The organism is Mesorhizobium sp. AR07 (assembly GCF_024746815.1).
Lineage (GTDB): Bacteria > Pseudomonadota > Alphaproteobacteria > Rhizobiales > Rhizobiaceae > Mesorhizobium.
This window is the reverse complement of the sequence record NZ_CP080525.1, coordinates 1-14,606: the sequence shown is the minus strand read 5'-3', so window position 1 is coordinate 14,606 and position 14,606 is coordinate 1. Positions and strand designations below refer to the sequence as shown.

Below are 14,606 nucleotides of genomic sequence, written 5' to 3'. Positions count from 1 at the left end.
AAAACGTTCCGGACATCAGCCGAACCGCTGATGGCCATAAAGCGCTATCGCACCTCGAATAGGGCCGAATTGTGACAGATTCGGCAGCAGCGCGGCGATGCAAAACGCTTTGTACGGGATCACTATTTGTGGATTGGCGTCACCCTTGAAAGCGATGCTGTTCAACTGGCCAAGCCGGTCAGAAGTTGCATGTAGGCGCTCTTTGCCACGACGGCCAATTGCTCGCGCGGCAGCGAGCCGACCACGGCGCAGCCATAGCCCTTGTCCAGCCAGTAGACGGCCTGGGGACCGTCTTGCGCCGATGCGTAGGTTCCCTTGGCACTCTCCGCCGATTCCGCCGTAACGAAGAGCGATATGCGCTCGCCCTTGTCATCCTCGTAGAGCAGCATCGCCGCCTTGCTGTCGCCGGCCGGGAGCAACCGGCCGCCGATCAACTGGAAACCGTTCGCGGTCAGGTCAGGCGCCACCAGTTTCAGCCCTACCCGGTTGGACAGCCAGGTCTGCAAATGATCCTTGTCGCTGGCCGGCACTTCGACCGCATGCCGCTTTTCGGCGGCATAGATGACATGGGCTGCGATTGCCTGTTCGGCCAGCCGATCTTCCGCTGGATTCTCCTGCCCGATGCCGTCGATGCCGGCACGATAGCCGCCAAGCCCACCGACGGCCACAAGCACGGCCGCCGCGGCGGCCAGCCACCAGCGCGAGCGTGACACCGCAGCCTTGACCGGCGTCTCGCCGAGCACGACCTTGCGCAACCGCACTGGCACGGCTTCGTCGAGTACGCCGGCGAAGGTGGCCTGCAATGCCGCCCGATCGGCGGTGAAGCGGGCGCTCCTGGCTTTCATCTCGGGATTGGCGTCGAGCCAGGTATCGTAGGCGGCGCGCTCGTCGCCGGGCAGTTCGCCATCGAGCGCCATGTGGATGTCACGTTCGGAAAAGTCGCGGCGGATCATTTCTCGACGATCCTTATCGCGCGGCGGCGCGCCGTGTCGTCCAGCAACCCGCGCAGTTCTTCACGCCCGCGCGCAATGCGTGACATCAGCGTACCCGCCGGAACGCCCAGAATGTTGGCGGCTTCGGCATAGGAAAACCCTTCGATGGCAACCATCACAAGAGCCGCGCGGCGGTCGGGGCTGATCGCCTGCAACGCGTCGATGATCTCGCGTGACGCAATGCTCTCCACCTGCTCGGCAGGCTGGGCAACCGCCTCACTCGCTTCCAGCGGCAGCATGGCCGCCTCGCCGCGACGGTTCACCTTGCGCATCTGGTCGATGAACAAATGATGCATGATCGTAAACAGCCACCTGCGGGGGCTTTCTCCTGTCTGCCAGTTGTCGAGCCGGACAAGCGCCCGCTCGAGGCAATCCTGAACGAGATCGTCGGCAGCGTCGCGGTCGCGCAAAAGCGAGCGCGCATAACGGCGCAGGCGCGGTATTTCACCAAGGATTGCTGCCTTCTTTTCGTCCATGACCGCTGGTTCTGAGGTCGCCCTTGTTGATCCCGATTGAACGCGCCTTCTCGGCACGGCGCAAGCGGCCAGCGCGAAGCGGTCCGCCGCCCCGGTCACCCAAGCAATGCAATAACGATGCAGGAGCCCGTTTTATTCCCGGCTATCGATCGTTGAAACTCCGGCTTACGTCATATCCGTCTGAAGAAAATCATAGAAGCGCGGAACTCTGTAGCGGACCGCCGGAGCCGGCGACCTGCTTGAGCATTCCTCGCTGCCCGGTTCTTTGCCAAGAACTGCAACGATCACCTAAGCACCGACGAACATCAGTCTTCCCACGCCTCGTCCATAAACGCCTTCATGTCGAAGTTGGGATCGGATAGTCCCAATGCAGCTGCCTGAGCTTGAAGAACGGCAAATCCTCTCGCGCAGCGGCTTGCGGGCGCGGTTGCGCTCGAGCTCGTGCAAAAGCGCGGTCCGCACCGCTTCCGTCTTGCTTGGAGCGTTGGTCTCGCGCTGCAGTTGCGTCGCCAGCGCGTCCATCAAATATTCCATTTTGAATATCCCGACACCCCAGCCGCCTCAACTCCCTTTCGCCGCCCGTGTCAGCAGCCGCTGGTAGAACAGGCCGATGCCGATCAGCACCGCGCCGAGGCCGATGAAGGACAGCGCCCGCAACACGCCTTCCAGCTCCGACATGTCGAAGATGAAGACTTTCAGCACCGCGACCGCAATCAGCGCCGCCGAGGCAACGCGCAGCACCTGCGACTTCAGCCAGACGCCGGCGGTGAGCAATGCCACGCCTATCACCAGCCACAGCGCCGAATAGGTGTAGGTTTCCAATTGGCCGAGACCGCTCCACAGGCCAATGAACTCGCCCTTGAACAGGCGCCTGACGGAGAGCGTGGCGTAGGCGAAGGCAAGCAGCGCCGCCACCAGCGCCAGCATTGCCGAGTACCATTTCGGCCGCTTGCCGCGGGCATAAAGCGCCAATCCGCCGGCGGCGACTGCCGGCAGGAGATAGGCGAGGAACAAAAGGTTGAAGACCGGGATCTGGCCGGTCGATTCGTCGGTGAACAGCGGGTTCAGCACCAAAAAATGCTGGATGACGACGAAGGCGACCGAGACCACGCCGGCCGCCATCGAACCATAGCGCAGCACCGAGCTTGGCGAGCGCCTGTCGATGGCCACCAGGATGGCGCCGGCGCCGATGGCGATCAGCGTGTAGATCGCCTGTTCGGCGAGCGTCGGCGCAGTGCTGTTGATGACGCCGCCATGCATGGCGTGACGAACCAGCATGGCCAGCGTGAGCAGCGCAAACAATGCCGCAGCCGCTTCCATGGCGAGGCGTGGCCGGCCATTGGTGGTGCGGGCAAGCTGCCAGGCAGCGAAGCCGAAGGCCAGCGCCGGTATGCCATAGCCCGGCAGCAGCCAGTTGAAGACGGGCGTCGTGGAGAGGAGTTCGGTGCCGACGATGGTCGGGTCGAAGGCGACGCGGCCGAGCACGGCGATCGCCGCGCCAACCGAAATCCAGCCGAGCACCGGATAGGAGCGCCAGCGCGTGGCCAGCGCCGGCACGATGGCCGCGGCACCCAGCAGGATGGTGGTCCAGCCGGAATCGAAAGCCATATGCAGCATCAAGAGGCCGGCGATGGCCGCGCCGCTCAGGGCAAACGAAACCGCCACGCCGCCCTTGAGCGGCGGTTCCTCGCTGCGTGCGATCCATTCGCCGCCGGCGGCAAAAACCACGACCAGCAGTGCCGCGACGGCGGCGTAGACAAAGTCACGGTCGAGATTGCCGAAGGTGAACCAGAGCGCCAGCAGGATGACCAGCGGCGCGATGACGCCCCATGCGGCCCACGAGGCGGCGCGGACCCATGTCGCGGCGGCGAACCTGCGGGCGGCCCAGAAGCCGGCGCCGATGAACACCAGGCCAAGCACGATGCCGATGCGCAATGTCAGCGCGTTGGACGTGGCCACTGGCAGGCCATTGACGCTCAAGGCACTGCCCGAAAAGTCGGAGGCGATCGAGGTCGGCGGAATGATGCCGAGATAGATCAGCACCGTCGCCAGCCCGGCCGCATGAAGCAGCGGCAGCGCCAGCGGGCGGTAGAGCGCGACGGCCACCATTGCGGCGATCAGCACGGCGCCCGGCAAGGCATCGCCGGCGGCAGCGAAGACCGGGTCGACCGACAGGCCCAGCGCCGAGAACGCGACGAACAGGCCAGGCACGATGGACGGCCAGTCGAAAGCCCTGGCTGGTCCGGCCTCATTGCCACGGCGGCCGAGCCAGACGAGGGCGAGCACGGCCAGCGTGACGGCGTCGATGAACAGGATGGTGGAGAGGTTCGCACCCGGCGCATCGGTCATGTAGAGGATGGTCCAGACACCGGTGCCGAAAAAGGCTGCCGCCATCAGCAATTTCCAGTCGCGCATGCGGGCGATGACGCCGGTGGCGGCAAGCACGATTGAGAGATAGCCGAACAGCGCCCACGGATTGGGGGCCTGCGAGGCGATCAGCATCGGCGTCACCATGGCGCCGATAAGGCCGATGCCGGCCAGCGCCTGGCCATGGACAAGGGCGGCTGCGATCGTTGCCACGCCGATGGCGCCGAGCAACGTGAAGGCGAGTGCGGGGCCGATGAAGCCGTAAATGCCATGCGCGGCATAGACGGTGCCGAACAGGATGAAGGCGCCGGCCGCGGTCAGGATCGCCGGAATATAGGCGCCGGCGGCACCTTGCACCGGCACCTTGAAGCCGGTGCGGCGGATGAACTCGCCGCCGGCGACCAGCACCAGGCCGAGCAGCCCGGCCATGGTCAGTCGCACGCCGGGGCCGAAAATGCCGGCCTCGATGGTGTAGCGGATCAGGAACAGGCCGCCCAGCGCCAGCGCGATGCCGCCGACCCAGACCGCCCAGCGGGTGCCGAGCGCGGTCTCGACATCGGACTGGCGGGCGGCCTTCGCCACTGCGGCCGGCCCCGCAGGTTCCGCTGCCTTCGGCGCCGCCTCGCCTGCCGCCCATGGGCCGGACACGACCTCGCCGGCTGGGGCTTCCGCCTCTGTACCCGGTGCTTGCGTGGTGGCCTCCTCGCTCACCGCTGGCGAGGTGACATCGGCCGTCGCCGCGACGGCGGGAGTCACATCGGCGAGCACGCTGTCGGCCGCGGCCTGTTCGGAGGGCTTGGCCACGGGCGGCACGGCGCCGGAAAGGACAAGGCTGCGCAACGCACCCAGTTCGCGCTCGACCAGGCCGATGCGGCTCTGCTGGCGCGAAATGATGACGAACAAGGCGATGATGGCGACAAGGCCGATCAGGCTTTCAAACATGGCGGTTCCCCCAAACCAGGCCAGCCTTCACTGACGTCCAGTCTCATTGACATTCAAATGCGGCGGCCAAACGGCCGCAAACTCAACGCGCCGCCAGGTTGGCTGCAGGAAAGATCGAGCATGTTTCGGTGCCGAAAGCCAGCAGCTTGCCACCGGCATCCTTCAGCGTCGCTTCCGACACCGCCAGCGTACGGCCTTTGTGGACGACTTTGCCTTCGCAGACCACCTCGCCGGTCTTCGGCGTGATCGGCCGCGTCAAATTCACCTTGAACTCCGCCGTCGTATAGGCCTCGCCTTTTTCGAGCAGCGTCTGCACGGCGCAGGCCAGTGCCGAATCGAGCAGCGTCGCCGCCCAGCCGCCATGCACGCTGCCCAGCGGGTTGAGGTGGCGTTCGTTGGGCACGCCACGGAACACCGCACGGCCTTCCGAAACTTCGGTCAGCGCGAAATTGAGCTGGAAGGAGATCGGCGGCGCCGGATACTTGCCGTCGATGATGCGCTGCAGCAGGTCCAGACCAGTGTATTTCAAGATGTCGGCATGCGGAATGGTGCCGAGGCCGAGCGGCGAGACCCGGCCCGGATACAATTCGACTTCGCTCATGTGATGATTTCTCTGGCGGCCGTTTCTCCGGCGATGGCCTTGCGCGTCGCATGGTGCTTGCGCAGTGCCGCGAGGAAGCCGGTGCGAGCGTCCGGCGGCTCGATGCCGCGCGGCTCATAGACGTGGCGGGTGAAGAAGAAGCCGGTCAGCCGGAAGGCGTCGTCGACCGCCGCCGGATCGGCGCGCAGGCCCGAGCCGCGCTGCAGGAAGGCCGGCAGCGCCAGCATCTTGTCGCGCCATGGCGCACCGGCTTCGCGCGACACCGCACGTCCCGATTTCGGCGAAACATAGGCCAGGTCCTGCCGCGTGCCGGTAGCGGCGCATTGACTGAGATCGAGGCCGAAGCCGAGTTCGTCGAGCACCAGAAGCTCGAAGCGCGCCACCAGTTCGCCGGCGGCGTCGGCATCGTCGAGGTGGACGATCATCACGGCAAGCGTTTCGTAGAGACCTTCATGCGCGTCGCGCTCGGGCAACAGGCGCAGATGCGCGGCCATGGTCTGCAGCCCATAGACGGCCACCGCGCTGTCCATCAGCCGGGCGGCGTTCATCTCGATCGCCTCGGCCTGGAACGTGCCGAGATGCTCGTCAAGGCGCGCCCGCCACAACAGGTCGACGCGATTGCCGGGCTGGAGGACGGGCTGCTGCTTGCGCGAACGACCGCCACGGACGAGGCCGAGATGGCGGCCATGCGCGCGTGTCATCACCTCGAGAATGGCGCTGGTTTCGCCATGCTTGCGGGTGCCGAGAATGATTCCCTCGTCGCGCCATTCCATTTCCAGAGCTTTTCACCGGTTGGATGGCGAAATCAAGGTATGGGTTTTTGGCACCTGACAGACCGGCACCGTGACAGTGCATAAAAAAAACCGCCCGCAGCATATGCTGCGGGCGGCCTGGTAAGGTCAGTCGATCCGTTAGAACGAGCGCTGGAAGCGGAGAATGCCGCCGAGGCTGCTCTTCTTGTTGGCCTTGGTCCAGTTGTTGAAGTCGGGGTCGCCGAACTTTCCAGCATTGAGGTAGTCGACTTCAGCCGTGACCGTAAAGCCGGGCACAACGGTATAGGCAATGTTAGCGGCGATGCCGAGGTTCTTCCAGTCGTCATAAGAGACCTGGGCGTTGAACGCGGTCTTGTCGTTGAACTTGTAGGTGCCGCCGCCCCAGACTGCCCAGTTGCCGCCCCACTGCTTGTAGAAGCCGCGACCTTTGGCATTGAGGGCGTTGGTCGGATCTTTGAGGTTGTTGTCCGAGCCGTAACCGCCCATGACGAACAGCGACAGTTCCTTGCTGACAATCACGTCCAAACGAACCTTGCCGGCCACTTCCTCGTAGTTGCTGTCATAGGCGACAACGCCCGTGATCGCACCCCAGTCGCCCTTGTACTTCAAGCCGCCGACGACATGCGGAACATAGCTGTCGATGGTGCCGACGCTGCCAGCGCCTTCTTCGAGCGAGACCACCCCCGTGAGGCCGTTGCCTCCGTCGAAGTAGTACTGAACGACGTTGCTCTCCTGCCCGCCATACGGAACCAGCGTATCCTGGATGACGTTGCCGGCATAGCCGGTGAACGTATCGAAAGCCGTATCGTCCTTGCCGACGCGCAGGCCGCCGAGCTGAATCCAAGCGAAACGCAGCGAGAGAGACTTGTTACGGCCTTGCCAGTCGTCTCTGCTCGCATTGGTCGCAGCTTGATTGCTAAAGTCGCCGCTGCTGTTGCCGTAGTTGAAGCGGGTCTCGGTGTAGGTCTTCAAGGTGCCGAGCTCGGTTTCCTGGCCAGTCCAGGTCTTCAGCGTGAAGCGGGTGTTCTTGTAGTAAGTCGAGTGCGTGTCGCCTGCGTTCCGGTGGTCCGGAACATGGTTGACACCATCGAACGAGCCGGCATCGCCGGCGCCGATGTCATAACGGACATAGCCGCCGATGCGCAGGCAGGTCTCGGTGCCCGGGATGTAGAAGTAGCCGGCGCCGTAGACGTCGCAGATCTTGACGTATTCGGCCGGTTCCGGTTCGGCGACGACGACAGCGTCGGCGGCGCGCGCGCCGGACACCGCGATCAGTGCCGCGGCTGAGCCGAGAAGGAGGCTCTTGATGTTCATTTTCTGACCTCTCCAGTCATAGTTTCAAAAATGGCTTCAGATTTGTGGCCGGCGGCAATGTTTTCCGCCTCACCCCCACAACGAAAAAGGCTCGCACCGCTCGCCCTTTTCAGCGGCGAACATACCCATCGATCATCTGGCTTCAATGACGATTCCAGAAATAACGGCGATTCCGTGAACAGATTAATGCCGTGTTGCACAAATAACACTTATCGACATGGCGAATGGCACAATCGGCACAGCGTCATATATTCAATATATACTCAAATAATTTCCCGGCTAACTATACTTCCACGCATCACATTTCTATTATGGTAGGAAAAATGCGGAATATTTACCTTGTTTTCCCCGAAAACGGCCTGATTCTTGCCGCCACCCTCATCTCCAGATGACGCGCGTTCGATTGATCATGCTCTGTCGTCTCGACGAGGCATCGACGGCGCCAGCCGGGCTGGCGGGCATTTTGCGACGGCGATCGAAACTCCCCAAAGCGCTGTCGCGTTATTGATTGTGACAGCAGCCAACCGTTGAAGACGATTCCTCCGTGACGCCCCTCACCCTTCTTGCCGCCATCGCCATCGCCTTGTCCCTCGCCATGGCGGGCATCGGCGGTCTCGTCTGCAAGAATGTGAGCTGGTCGCGCGTCCATTGAGACGCAACGTCCCTGGGCGACAAGTAGGGGCTCGGGTCTTTCAATCGACCTCGGCGATACAGGCGATGTGGCCGCCATCGCCGATCAGGCGGATCGGCACGCCATAGGTCCGGGACAGCATCGCTTCGGTCAGGATGTCCCTGGTCGCGCCGAGCGACGGCGGGTAGTTTGGCGACAGGATCAGGGTCTGGTCGGCGAGACCGAATGCATGGTCCGGCGCATGGGTGGTGAAGATGACGGCAAGGCCGGCTTTCGCCAGGCGCCGCGTCAGCGACAGGAAGCGGGCCTGATTGGCGAAATCGAGATGCGCGGTCGGCTCGTCGAGGATCATCAGCTTCGGCGCCTGGACCAGCACGCGCGCGATCTGCACGAGTTGCCGCTCGCCGCCGCTGATCTCGGTGTAGGCGGCATCGGCAAGATGCGCGATGCCGAGCGTGTGCAAGGCGTCGCGGACAAGTCCGGCAACCTCGCGTCCGGGCGTGTCGAACCAGCCGAGATGCGGCGCCCGCCCCATCTCGACGACGGTGCGGACGCTGAAGGCAAATACCGTTTCGTAGCTCTGCGGCACCAGCGCCAGCCGCTTGGCGACCTCGGCGCGCGGCAGTGTTGCGATCGGCTCGCCATCGAGCCGCACGGTTCCGGAGCTGGTCGGCGCCAGACCCGCCAGGCAGCGGAGCAGCGTCGACTTGCCGACACCGTTGGGGCCGAGCACGCAGATAATCTCGCCGGGCGAAACGCCGAAGGAAAGATTTTGGAAGGTCGGGCTGCTCTTGCCGGGATAGCTGAAAGCGATCCGCTCGGCGGCCAGGATCACGCCCATCCCAGTCCACCGCGGCCGAGCAGGAGGATGAACACCGGCGCTCCCACCAAGGCAGTGAGAATGCCCAGCGGAACCTCGGCCGCCGTCATGATTCGGGCGAGATCGTCTATGCCCAGGAGATAGCAGGCGCCGAGCGACAGCGTGGCCGGCAGCAACCGGCGAAAATCCGGGCCGACGAGGATGCGGGCAAAGTGCGGGATGACAAGCCCGACCCAGCCAATGATGCCGCTGATCGACACCGTCGAGGCGGCAATCAGCGTCGACAACACGATGACGACGATGCGCAGCCGGTCGGCATCGACGCCGAGGATGCGCGCCTGCTCGTCGCCCATGGCAAGAATGTTGATGCGCCAGCGCAGGCTGAGCAGCGCAAGGGCTGACGGGACCGCCACGATGAGCACCGCAACCATATCGGCCATCGACACCGATGACAGCGAGCCCAGCAGCCAGAACTCGATGACCGGCAGCTTCGAGTTGGGGTCGGCGACATATTTGAGCAGCGACAGCAGCGCCGAGAACAGTGAGCCGACGATGATGCCGCCCAGCACCAGCACGATGGTCGAGTTCAGCCGGTAGAGCCGGCTCATGCCGAGACAGAACGCCACCGCAACCAACCCGAAGATGAAAGCCGAGAGCTGCGTGGCGTAGCGTTGGCCGAACAGGAGAATGGCGATGGCGGCGCCGAAACCTGCGCCCGCCGAGACGCCAAGCGTGAACGGCGACACCAGCGGATTGCGAAAGACGCCCTGGTAGCAGGCGCCTGACATCGCCAGCCCGCCGCCGACGACCATGGCGGCCAGGATGCGCGGCAGCCGGACATCGAAAACCACGGACTCGACGACCGCCGGCCAATCGGCCGTGATCGGGACTATCTGCGCCGCAATCACCTTGATGACCGTCAGCGGCGGCACCGGGAAGCGGCCGATGAGAAACGACAGCAGGAACAAAAGCACCGGCAGCACGATCAGGACGACCGTCATCAAACGGCTCGCAGGCGCCCGCTCAGCCATCTCGGTGGTGCTCATGCCCTAGTTCGGACCGGTGTAAGCCTGGCCATAGAATTGCTGGTAGTAGGCGTCGACTTCCTTCTGCATGTCGATATCGGCGAAGCGGTCGGGATAGAGTTTTTTCGCCATCCACAATTCGCCGAGCGCAAAAGCCTCGGGCAGCGGATAGCCCCACGGTTTGACGTATTCCGGGGTGATGTAGATCTGGTCCTTGGTCACCGCGTCGATATGCTGCCAAGCTGCACCGTTGCGGATTTCGTCGGCCACCGGCGCGTAGCGATCCTGCACGAAGATGACCTGCGGATTCCAGGCCAGCACCTGCTCCATCGACACCTTGGTTGCGCCGCGCACGCCGGCGGCGACGTTGACGCCACCCGAGCGTTTCATGATGACGCCGGTATATTTGCCGGAACCGTACGTGCCCATGTCGGCATTGGCCATATAGAGGCGCACCCTGTCTGCATCGCCGATCGCTCCGACACGCTCCTCGACCATCTTGCGCTTGGCGAAGGCATAGTCGATCAGCTTGTCGGCGCGTGCGCTTTCGCCAACGATCTCACCGATCAGTTTGACGCCATTCTTCAGGCCTTCGGAATAGGCATAGTCGTCGTCGGCGAAGGTCGGGTTGAGCTTCGGCGCCTCGACCCCCTCGCCCTTCGACAGCGAAATGGCGACCACGGCCAGTCCCGCCTTCGAAAGCTGGTCGATCATCGCCGGCGGCGCATAGTTGGTGACGAAGACAACATCGGGCTTGAGGCTCAGCACTTCCTCGACATTGACGGTGGAAAGGTCCCCCGGCATCGGCAGGCCCTTGAGCCGCGGCGCGTATTTGTCGATACCGGGAATGAGGCTCGGCCATTTTTGCAGCACGCCGACGATCCTGTCGGCGGCGCCGAGCTCGACCAGAAGATCAAGCGTCTGGTGCTGCAGCACGACGATCCGTTCGACCTTGTCGGGAACAGTGACGCTGCGGTTGAGCTGGTCGGTGACGGTGCGCGAGAACGCTGTCGCGGCCGATAGCGGCCAGAACGCCAGGGCCAGACACAACGCCATGACCATTCTGCGGTGAAAAGACATCAGACCTCCCGGATTCCTGGAAACGCGCAAGACCCGCGCCATCGATATATTTTTACGCATATAACGTTGGGTGGCGCTCGGCAATGCGACGTGGCCGACGGAAAAAACCGACAGCGATGTTTTCGAGTTGGGTCGGGATCAGGCCTGTTGCGGCAAGGCGACCGGCGTGAAGCCGAACTGCCGCAACAGAAGCTGGCCAGCGGCGGACATCACGAACAGCGCAAAGGACAAGGCCTCCGCGCGGCAATTCTCGATCGCCGCGAGGCCATATTCCGGCATGACATTCACCACCTGCGGAATGTCGACGATCTCGACATCAGGCAGTTCGGCGACGAGCCCCATCAGTCCGGTGAGATAGCCGAGAAAGACATCGATCGATCCGTCCGCCAACCCATTGGCAACCGGATCATAGGGCCTGGGCGTTGGCGCCGTCTCGGAGGCGCCGACCAGCTTCATCGCCTTGGCGTCGAGAACGTCGAACGCGCCCGGCACGACCTGTTCGACGCGGCGAAAGATCGCCCAGGCATAGTCGCCGGACGGATCCTTGAGCGGCGTCGATGTGCCGATCCTGATCGCGGGATCAAGCAGCCGGTCGACGAAATTGCCTGATGTCATATTTGCGGCGCGACGAGCCACTGCCGCCATGGTGTTGCGCGCAAAGACCACCGGCGGACCGGACAGGCCAAGCTCGGCAAGCCGCGCCGGATGATCGATGCTGGCGGACAGGAACAGGTCGGGCCGATCGCCCTGTTCGATGCGTTCGCGCAGCAGGCCGGCGGGGCCATGGCGGGTTTCCACCGCAACGCCCGTCATCTCGGAAAACGCCGAGACCAGCGCCGGCAGCACATGACGCAAGCTGCCCGCGGCATAGATCTCGATCGCGGGCGAATCGGACGGGGTCGCCATGGCTGTCATCTCAGCAAGAGTTCAAACCCGATCATCCGAGGCCACATCACGTCGTCCGCGCGTGGTCGGCAAGCACTGATCGATCCTAACGGGGAAACTCCAGCCCCATCTCGCGGTACCGCTCGGGATCGTCACCCCAGTTCTCGCGCACCTTGACGAACAGGAACAGGTGCACCTTCTGTTCGAGGATGCCTGCTATCTCCATGCGCGCCGCCTGGCCGATGGCGCGGATGGTCTCGCCCTTGTGGCCGAGCACGATCTTCTTCTGGCTGTCGCGCTCGACAAAGATGGTCTGGTCGATGCGCACCGAGCCGTCCGGCTTTTCTTCCCATTTCTCGGTCTCGATATGGGAGGAATAGGGCAGTTCCTGATGCAGCCTTAGATAGAGTTTTTCGCGGGTGATCTCGGCCGCGAGCTGGCGCATCGGCAGGTCTGAGATCTGGTCTTCCGGATAATACCAGGGACCAGCCGGCAAGGCTTCGGCGAGATAATCGAGCAGGTCCTTGCAGCCGGAACCGGTCAGCGCCGAGATCATGAAGGTGCGCTTGAACGGCACCTTTTCGTTCGCCGCCGCGGCCAAAGCCAGCAGCGCCTCGTGCTTGACCCGGTCGACCTTGTTGAGGATCAGCACCATCGGCTGGCGCACATCCTTCAGCCGTTCGAGGATGGCATCGGCATCGCCCCTGATGCCGCGCTCGGCGTCGATCAAAAGCAGCACGATATCGGCGTCCTTGGCGCCGCCCCAGGCGGTGGTCACCATCGCCGTGTCGAGCCGCCGCTTGGGCTTGAAGATGCCGGGCGTGTCGACAAAGACGATCTGCGCATTGTCATGGGTGGCAATGCCGCGCACGATTGCGCGCGTCGTCTGCACCTTGTGGGTGACGATCGACACCTTGGCGCCGACCAGCTGGTTGACCAGTGTCGACTTGCCCGCATTGGGCGCCCCGATCAGCGCGACGAAGCCGGAATGCGTGGCGGCAGCTTCGGCTGCCGGCTCTTCGGTGGCGGTCATGCCGCGCTCCCTTCATTAGAGCGGTTCATCGTTTCACGGAAACGCAGAACCGCTCCATCTCTTTGTTTCGACGCAATTCCGGACGGAAAACCGTTCCACACTTTTCCTGGAATTGCTCTAGAGCGCCGCGCCTCCTCTTGGACGCGCAAAGGACGCTCTGGAACTTTGAAACTACGCATCGTGCTTTCCAAAAATCGGCTCCGATTTTTGGGCCGATGCGGTGGCCCAGACGCCTTCGCGCAAAAGAAATGCCGAAGCCGCCGCCTCTTCCGCGGTCCTGCGGGAGCCGCCGGTTCCGATAGAAGGCGCAAAGCCGCTGACTTGCAAGGATACAGTGAAGACCGGCTGGTGGTCGGGTCCCTCACGTTTTTCGATGACATATTCGGGGCGCGCGTCGCTGGTCTTGGCAATCCATTCCTGCAAATCGGATTTCGGATTGAGTGGCTTTGCCACGACCGTGCGCGAGCGCGGCTCCCAGTAACGCAGGACGAACCGCCGCGCGGCGTCGATGCCACCGTCAACGTAAACCGCTGCGATCAGCGCTTCGACCGCATCCGCCAGATAGTTTCCGCCCGAGCCACGCGACCGCGTCTTCAAGGCAGCGTCGGCCCGAACCAGATCCTCCAGCTGCATTTCGATGCCGATCTCGGAGCATGTTTTGGCATCGACCAGCGCATTGAAGCGGGGCGCGATTTCACCTTCCGGCGCGTCGGGGAACTTTGCGAAAAGCATGTCGGCGACGACAAGGCCAAGCACGCGGTCGCCAAGGAATTCGAGACGCTGATTGTTGCTGGCCGCCTTGACCGCGCTGGAATGAGTCAACGCGGTCTCAAGCAAGCGGATATCCTTGAAGACATGGCCGGTCTTGGCCTTCACCAAACCGGCCAGTGTTTCGCCTGTCGGGCGCTTCAAAGCCATCAATTGACGAAATGGAAGAGGCGCGAAGCGCGCATCAGCGACGGCCATTTCCAGATTTCGAGCGGGCTCGCCTTGCCGGCGATCGAGAAGAAAACAAGATTGGCGCGGCCAACCAGATTTTCCGCGGGAACGTAGCCGACGGTGAAGCGGCTGTCGGCGGAATTGTCCCTGTTGTCGCCCATCATGAAATAATGACCGGGCGGCACGTTGAATTCCTTGGTGTTGTCGCCGATCGAGTTCGGATTCAAGTCGAGCGTGTCGTAGCTGACGCCGTTGGGCAAGGTCTCCCTATAGACATCGATAGGGCGCGATTCCTCGGTGATGTCGGGATTGTCGATCTGGCCGGTTTTCACGCGCGGCACGCCGACGTCGTTGATGAACAGCTGGCCGTCCTTGACCTGGATCTTGTCGCCCGGCAGGCCGACCACGCGCTTGATGTAGTCGACAGACGGATCAGGCGGGAACTTGAACACCACCACGTCGCCGCGCTTCGGCTCGGAGCCCCAGATGCGGCCCGAAAATATGTCGGGGCCGAAAGGCAGCGAGTAGCGGGAATAGCCGTAGGACCATTTGGTGACGAACAGATAGTCGCCTTCCAGAAGCGTCGGCCGCATCGATCCCGACGGGATCGAAAAGGGTTGGAACAACAGCGTGCGGATGACCAGGGCGAGCAAAAGCGCCTGGACGATGACGCTGACGGTCTCGCCAAGGCCGCCGGATTTCTTCTCAGATTTTTCAGCCACGCTCAT

Annotated in this window: 15 protein-coding genes; all 15 read right to left on the bottom strand. The window is 63.2% G+C overall.

Annotation, left to right across the window (positions count from 1 at the left end; all coding sequences use genetic code 11):
• Positions 1-15 precede the first annotated feature (15 nt).
• Positions 16-165 carry a hypothetical protein gene (locus tag BPNPMPFG_RS00075; RefSeq protein WP_258592663.1) on the bottom strand — a complete coding sequence of 50 codons (150 nt, stop codon included), beginning with the start codon at positions 163-165 and terminating at the stop codon, positions 16-18.
• Positions 162-953 (bottom strand): anti-sigma factor family protein, encoded by a 792-nt coding sequence (locus BPNPMPFG_RS00070; RefSeq protein ID WP_258592662.1) that lies wholly within the window; start codon positions 951-953, stop codon positions 162-164. The genes BPNPMPFG_RS00075 and BPNPMPFG_RS00070 overlap by 4 nt, the downstream gene beginning before the upstream one ends.
• Positions 950-1,468: an RNA polymerase sigma factor gene (locus tag BPNPMPFG_RS00065; protein ID WP_258592661.1), complete on the bottom strand. Its 519-nt coding sequence runs from the start codon at positions 1,466-1,468 to the stop codon at positions 950-952. The genes BPNPMPFG_RS00070 and BPNPMPFG_RS00065 overlap by 4 nt, the downstream gene beginning before the upstream one ends.
• A 288-nt stretch (positions 1,469-1,756) precedes the next feature.
• Positions 1,757-2,002 (bottom strand): type II toxin-antitoxin system VapB family antitoxin, encoded by a 246-nt coding sequence (locus BPNPMPFG_RS00060; RefSeq protein ID WP_319945967.1) that lies wholly within the window; start codon positions 2,000-2,002, stop codon positions 1,757-1,759.
• A gap of 27 nt (positions 2,003-2,029) precedes the next feature.
• Entirely contained in the window at positions 2,030-4,777 is a 2,748-nt protein-coding gene (locus tag BPNPMPFG_RS00055) for a DUF2339 domain-containing protein (protein WP_258592660.1), read from the bottom strand.
• An 82-nt stretch (positions 4,778-4,859) separates the two neighbouring features.
• The gene (locus tag BPNPMPFG_RS00050; RefSeq protein WP_258592659.1) at positions 4,860-5,378 is read right to left on the bottom strand and encodes a PaaI family thioesterase; all 519 of its coding nucleotides are present in this window, start codon (positions 5,376-5,378) and stop codon (positions 4,860-4,862) included.
• Positions 5,375-6,151 (bottom strand): DNA repair protein RecO, encoded by a 777-nt coding sequence (gene recO / locus BPNPMPFG_RS00045; RefSeq protein WP_258592658.1) that lies wholly within the window; start codon positions 6,149-6,151, stop codon positions 5,375-5,377. The genes BPNPMPFG_RS00050 and recO overlap by 4 nt, the downstream gene beginning before the upstream one ends.
• 138 nt (positions 6,152-6,289) lie before the next feature.
• Entirely contained in the window at positions 6,290-7,465 is a 1,176-nt protein-coding gene (locus BPNPMPFG_RS00040; protein WP_258592657.1) for a porin, read from the bottom strand.
• A 692-nt stretch (positions 7,466-8,157) separates the two neighbouring features.
• Positions 8,158-8,937 carry an ABC transporter ATP-binding protein gene (locus BPNPMPFG_RS00035; protein WP_258592656.1) on the bottom strand — a complete coding sequence of 260 codons (780 nt, stop codon included), beginning with the start codon at positions 8,935-8,937 and terminating at the stop codon, positions 8,158-8,160.
• Positions 8,928-9,962: a FecCD family ABC transporter permease gene (locus BPNPMPFG_RS00030; protein ID WP_258592655.1), complete on the bottom strand. Its 1,035-nt coding sequence runs from the start codon at positions 9,960-9,962 to the stop codon at positions 8,928-8,930. Before BPNPMPFG_RS00030 ends, BPNPMPFG_RS00035 begins: the two co-directional genes overlap by 10 nt.
• A gap of 3 nt (positions 9,963-9,965) precedes the next feature.
• Complete coding sequence (locus tag BPNPMPFG_RS00025; RefSeq protein WP_258592654.1) at positions 9,966-11,021, bottom strand: ABC transporter substrate-binding protein; 1,056 nt, start codon at positions 11,019-11,021, stop codon at positions 9,966-9,968.
• A gap of 138 nt (positions 11,022-11,159) precedes the next feature.
• Positions 11,160-11,927, bottom strand: a complete 768-nt coding sequence (locus BPNPMPFG_RS00020; RefSeq protein ID WP_258592653.1) for a substrate-binding domain-containing protein — start codon at positions 11,925-11,927, stop codon at positions 11,160-11,162.
• An 85-nt stretch (positions 11,928-12,012) separates the two neighbouring features.
• Positions 12,013-12,939, bottom strand: a complete 927-nt coding sequence (era, locus tag BPNPMPFG_RS00015) for a GTPase Era (protein WP_258592652.1) — start codon at positions 12,937-12,939, stop codon at positions 12,013-12,015.
• A gap of 171 nt (positions 12,940-13,110) precedes the next feature.
• Positions 13,111-13,857 (bottom strand): ribonuclease III, encoded by a 747-nt coding sequence (rnc, locus tag BPNPMPFG_RS00010; RefSeq protein WP_258592651.1) that lies wholly within the window; start codon positions 13,855-13,857, stop codon positions 13,111-13,113.
• Complete coding sequence (lepB, locus tag BPNPMPFG_RS00005; RefSeq protein ID WP_258592650.1) at positions 13,857-14,606, bottom strand: signal peptidase I; 750 nt, start codon at positions 14,604-14,606, stop codon at positions 13,857-13,859. Before lepB ends, rnc begins: the two co-directional genes overlap by 1 nt.

Coding starts and splice junctions, on each gene's coding strand:
- recO (WP_258592658.1), bottom strand. CDS start 6,151: ATGGAATGGCGCGACGAGGGAATCATTCTCGGCACCCGCAAGCATGGC.
- BPNPMPFG_RS00065 (WP_258592661.1), bottom strand. CDS start 1,468: ATGGACGAAAAGAAGGCAGCAATCCTTGGTGAAATACCGCGCCTGCGC.
- BPNPMPFG_RS00040 (WP_258592657.1), bottom strand. CDS start 7,465: ATGAACATCAAGAGCCTCCTTCTCGGCTCAGCCGCGGCACTGATCGCG.
- BPNPMPFG_RS00070 (WP_258592662.1), bottom strand. CDS start 953: ATGATCCGCCGCGACTTTTCCGAACGTGACATCCACATGGCGCTCGAT.
- BPNPMPFG_RS00035 (WP_258592656.1), bottom strand. CDS start 8,937: ATGGGCGTGATCCTGGCCGCCGAGCGGATCGCTTTCAGCTATCCCGGC.
- era (WP_258592652.1), bottom strand. CDS start 12,939: ATGACCGCCACCGAAGAGCCGGCAGCCGAAGCTGCCGCCACGCATTCC.
- rnc (WP_258592651.1), bottom strand. CDS start 13,857: ATGGCTTTGAAGCGCCCGACAGGCGAAACACTGGCCGGTTTGGTGAAG.
- BPNPMPFG_RS00055 (WP_258592660.1), bottom strand. CDS start 4,777: ATGTTTGAAAGCCTGATCGGCCTTGTCGCCATCATCGCCTTGTTCGTC.
- BPNPMPFG_RS00050 (WP_258592659.1), bottom strand. CDS start 5,378: ATGAGCGAAGTCGAATTGTATCCGGGCCGGGTCTCGCCGCTCGGCCTC.
- BPNPMPFG_RS00020 (WP_258592653.1), bottom strand. CDS start 11,927: ATGGCGACCCCGTCCGATTCGCCCGCGATCGAGATCTATGCCGCGGGC.
- BPNPMPFG_RS00025 (WP_258592654.1), bottom strand. CDS start 11,021: ATGTCTTTTCACCGCAGAATGGTCATGGCGTTGTGTCTGGCCCTGGCG.
- lepB (WP_258592650.1), bottom strand. CDS start 14,606: ATGAGCGTGGCTGAAAAATCTGAGAAGAAATCCGGCGGCCTTGGCGAG.
- BPNPMPFG_RS00060 (WP_319945967.1), bottom strand. CDS start 2,002: ATGGAATATTTGATGGACGCGCTGGCGACGCAACTGCAGCGCGAGACC.
- BPNPMPFG_RS00030 (WP_258592655.1), bottom strand. CDS start 9,962: ATGAGCACCACCGAGATGGCTGAGCGGGCGCCTGCGAGCCGTTTGATG.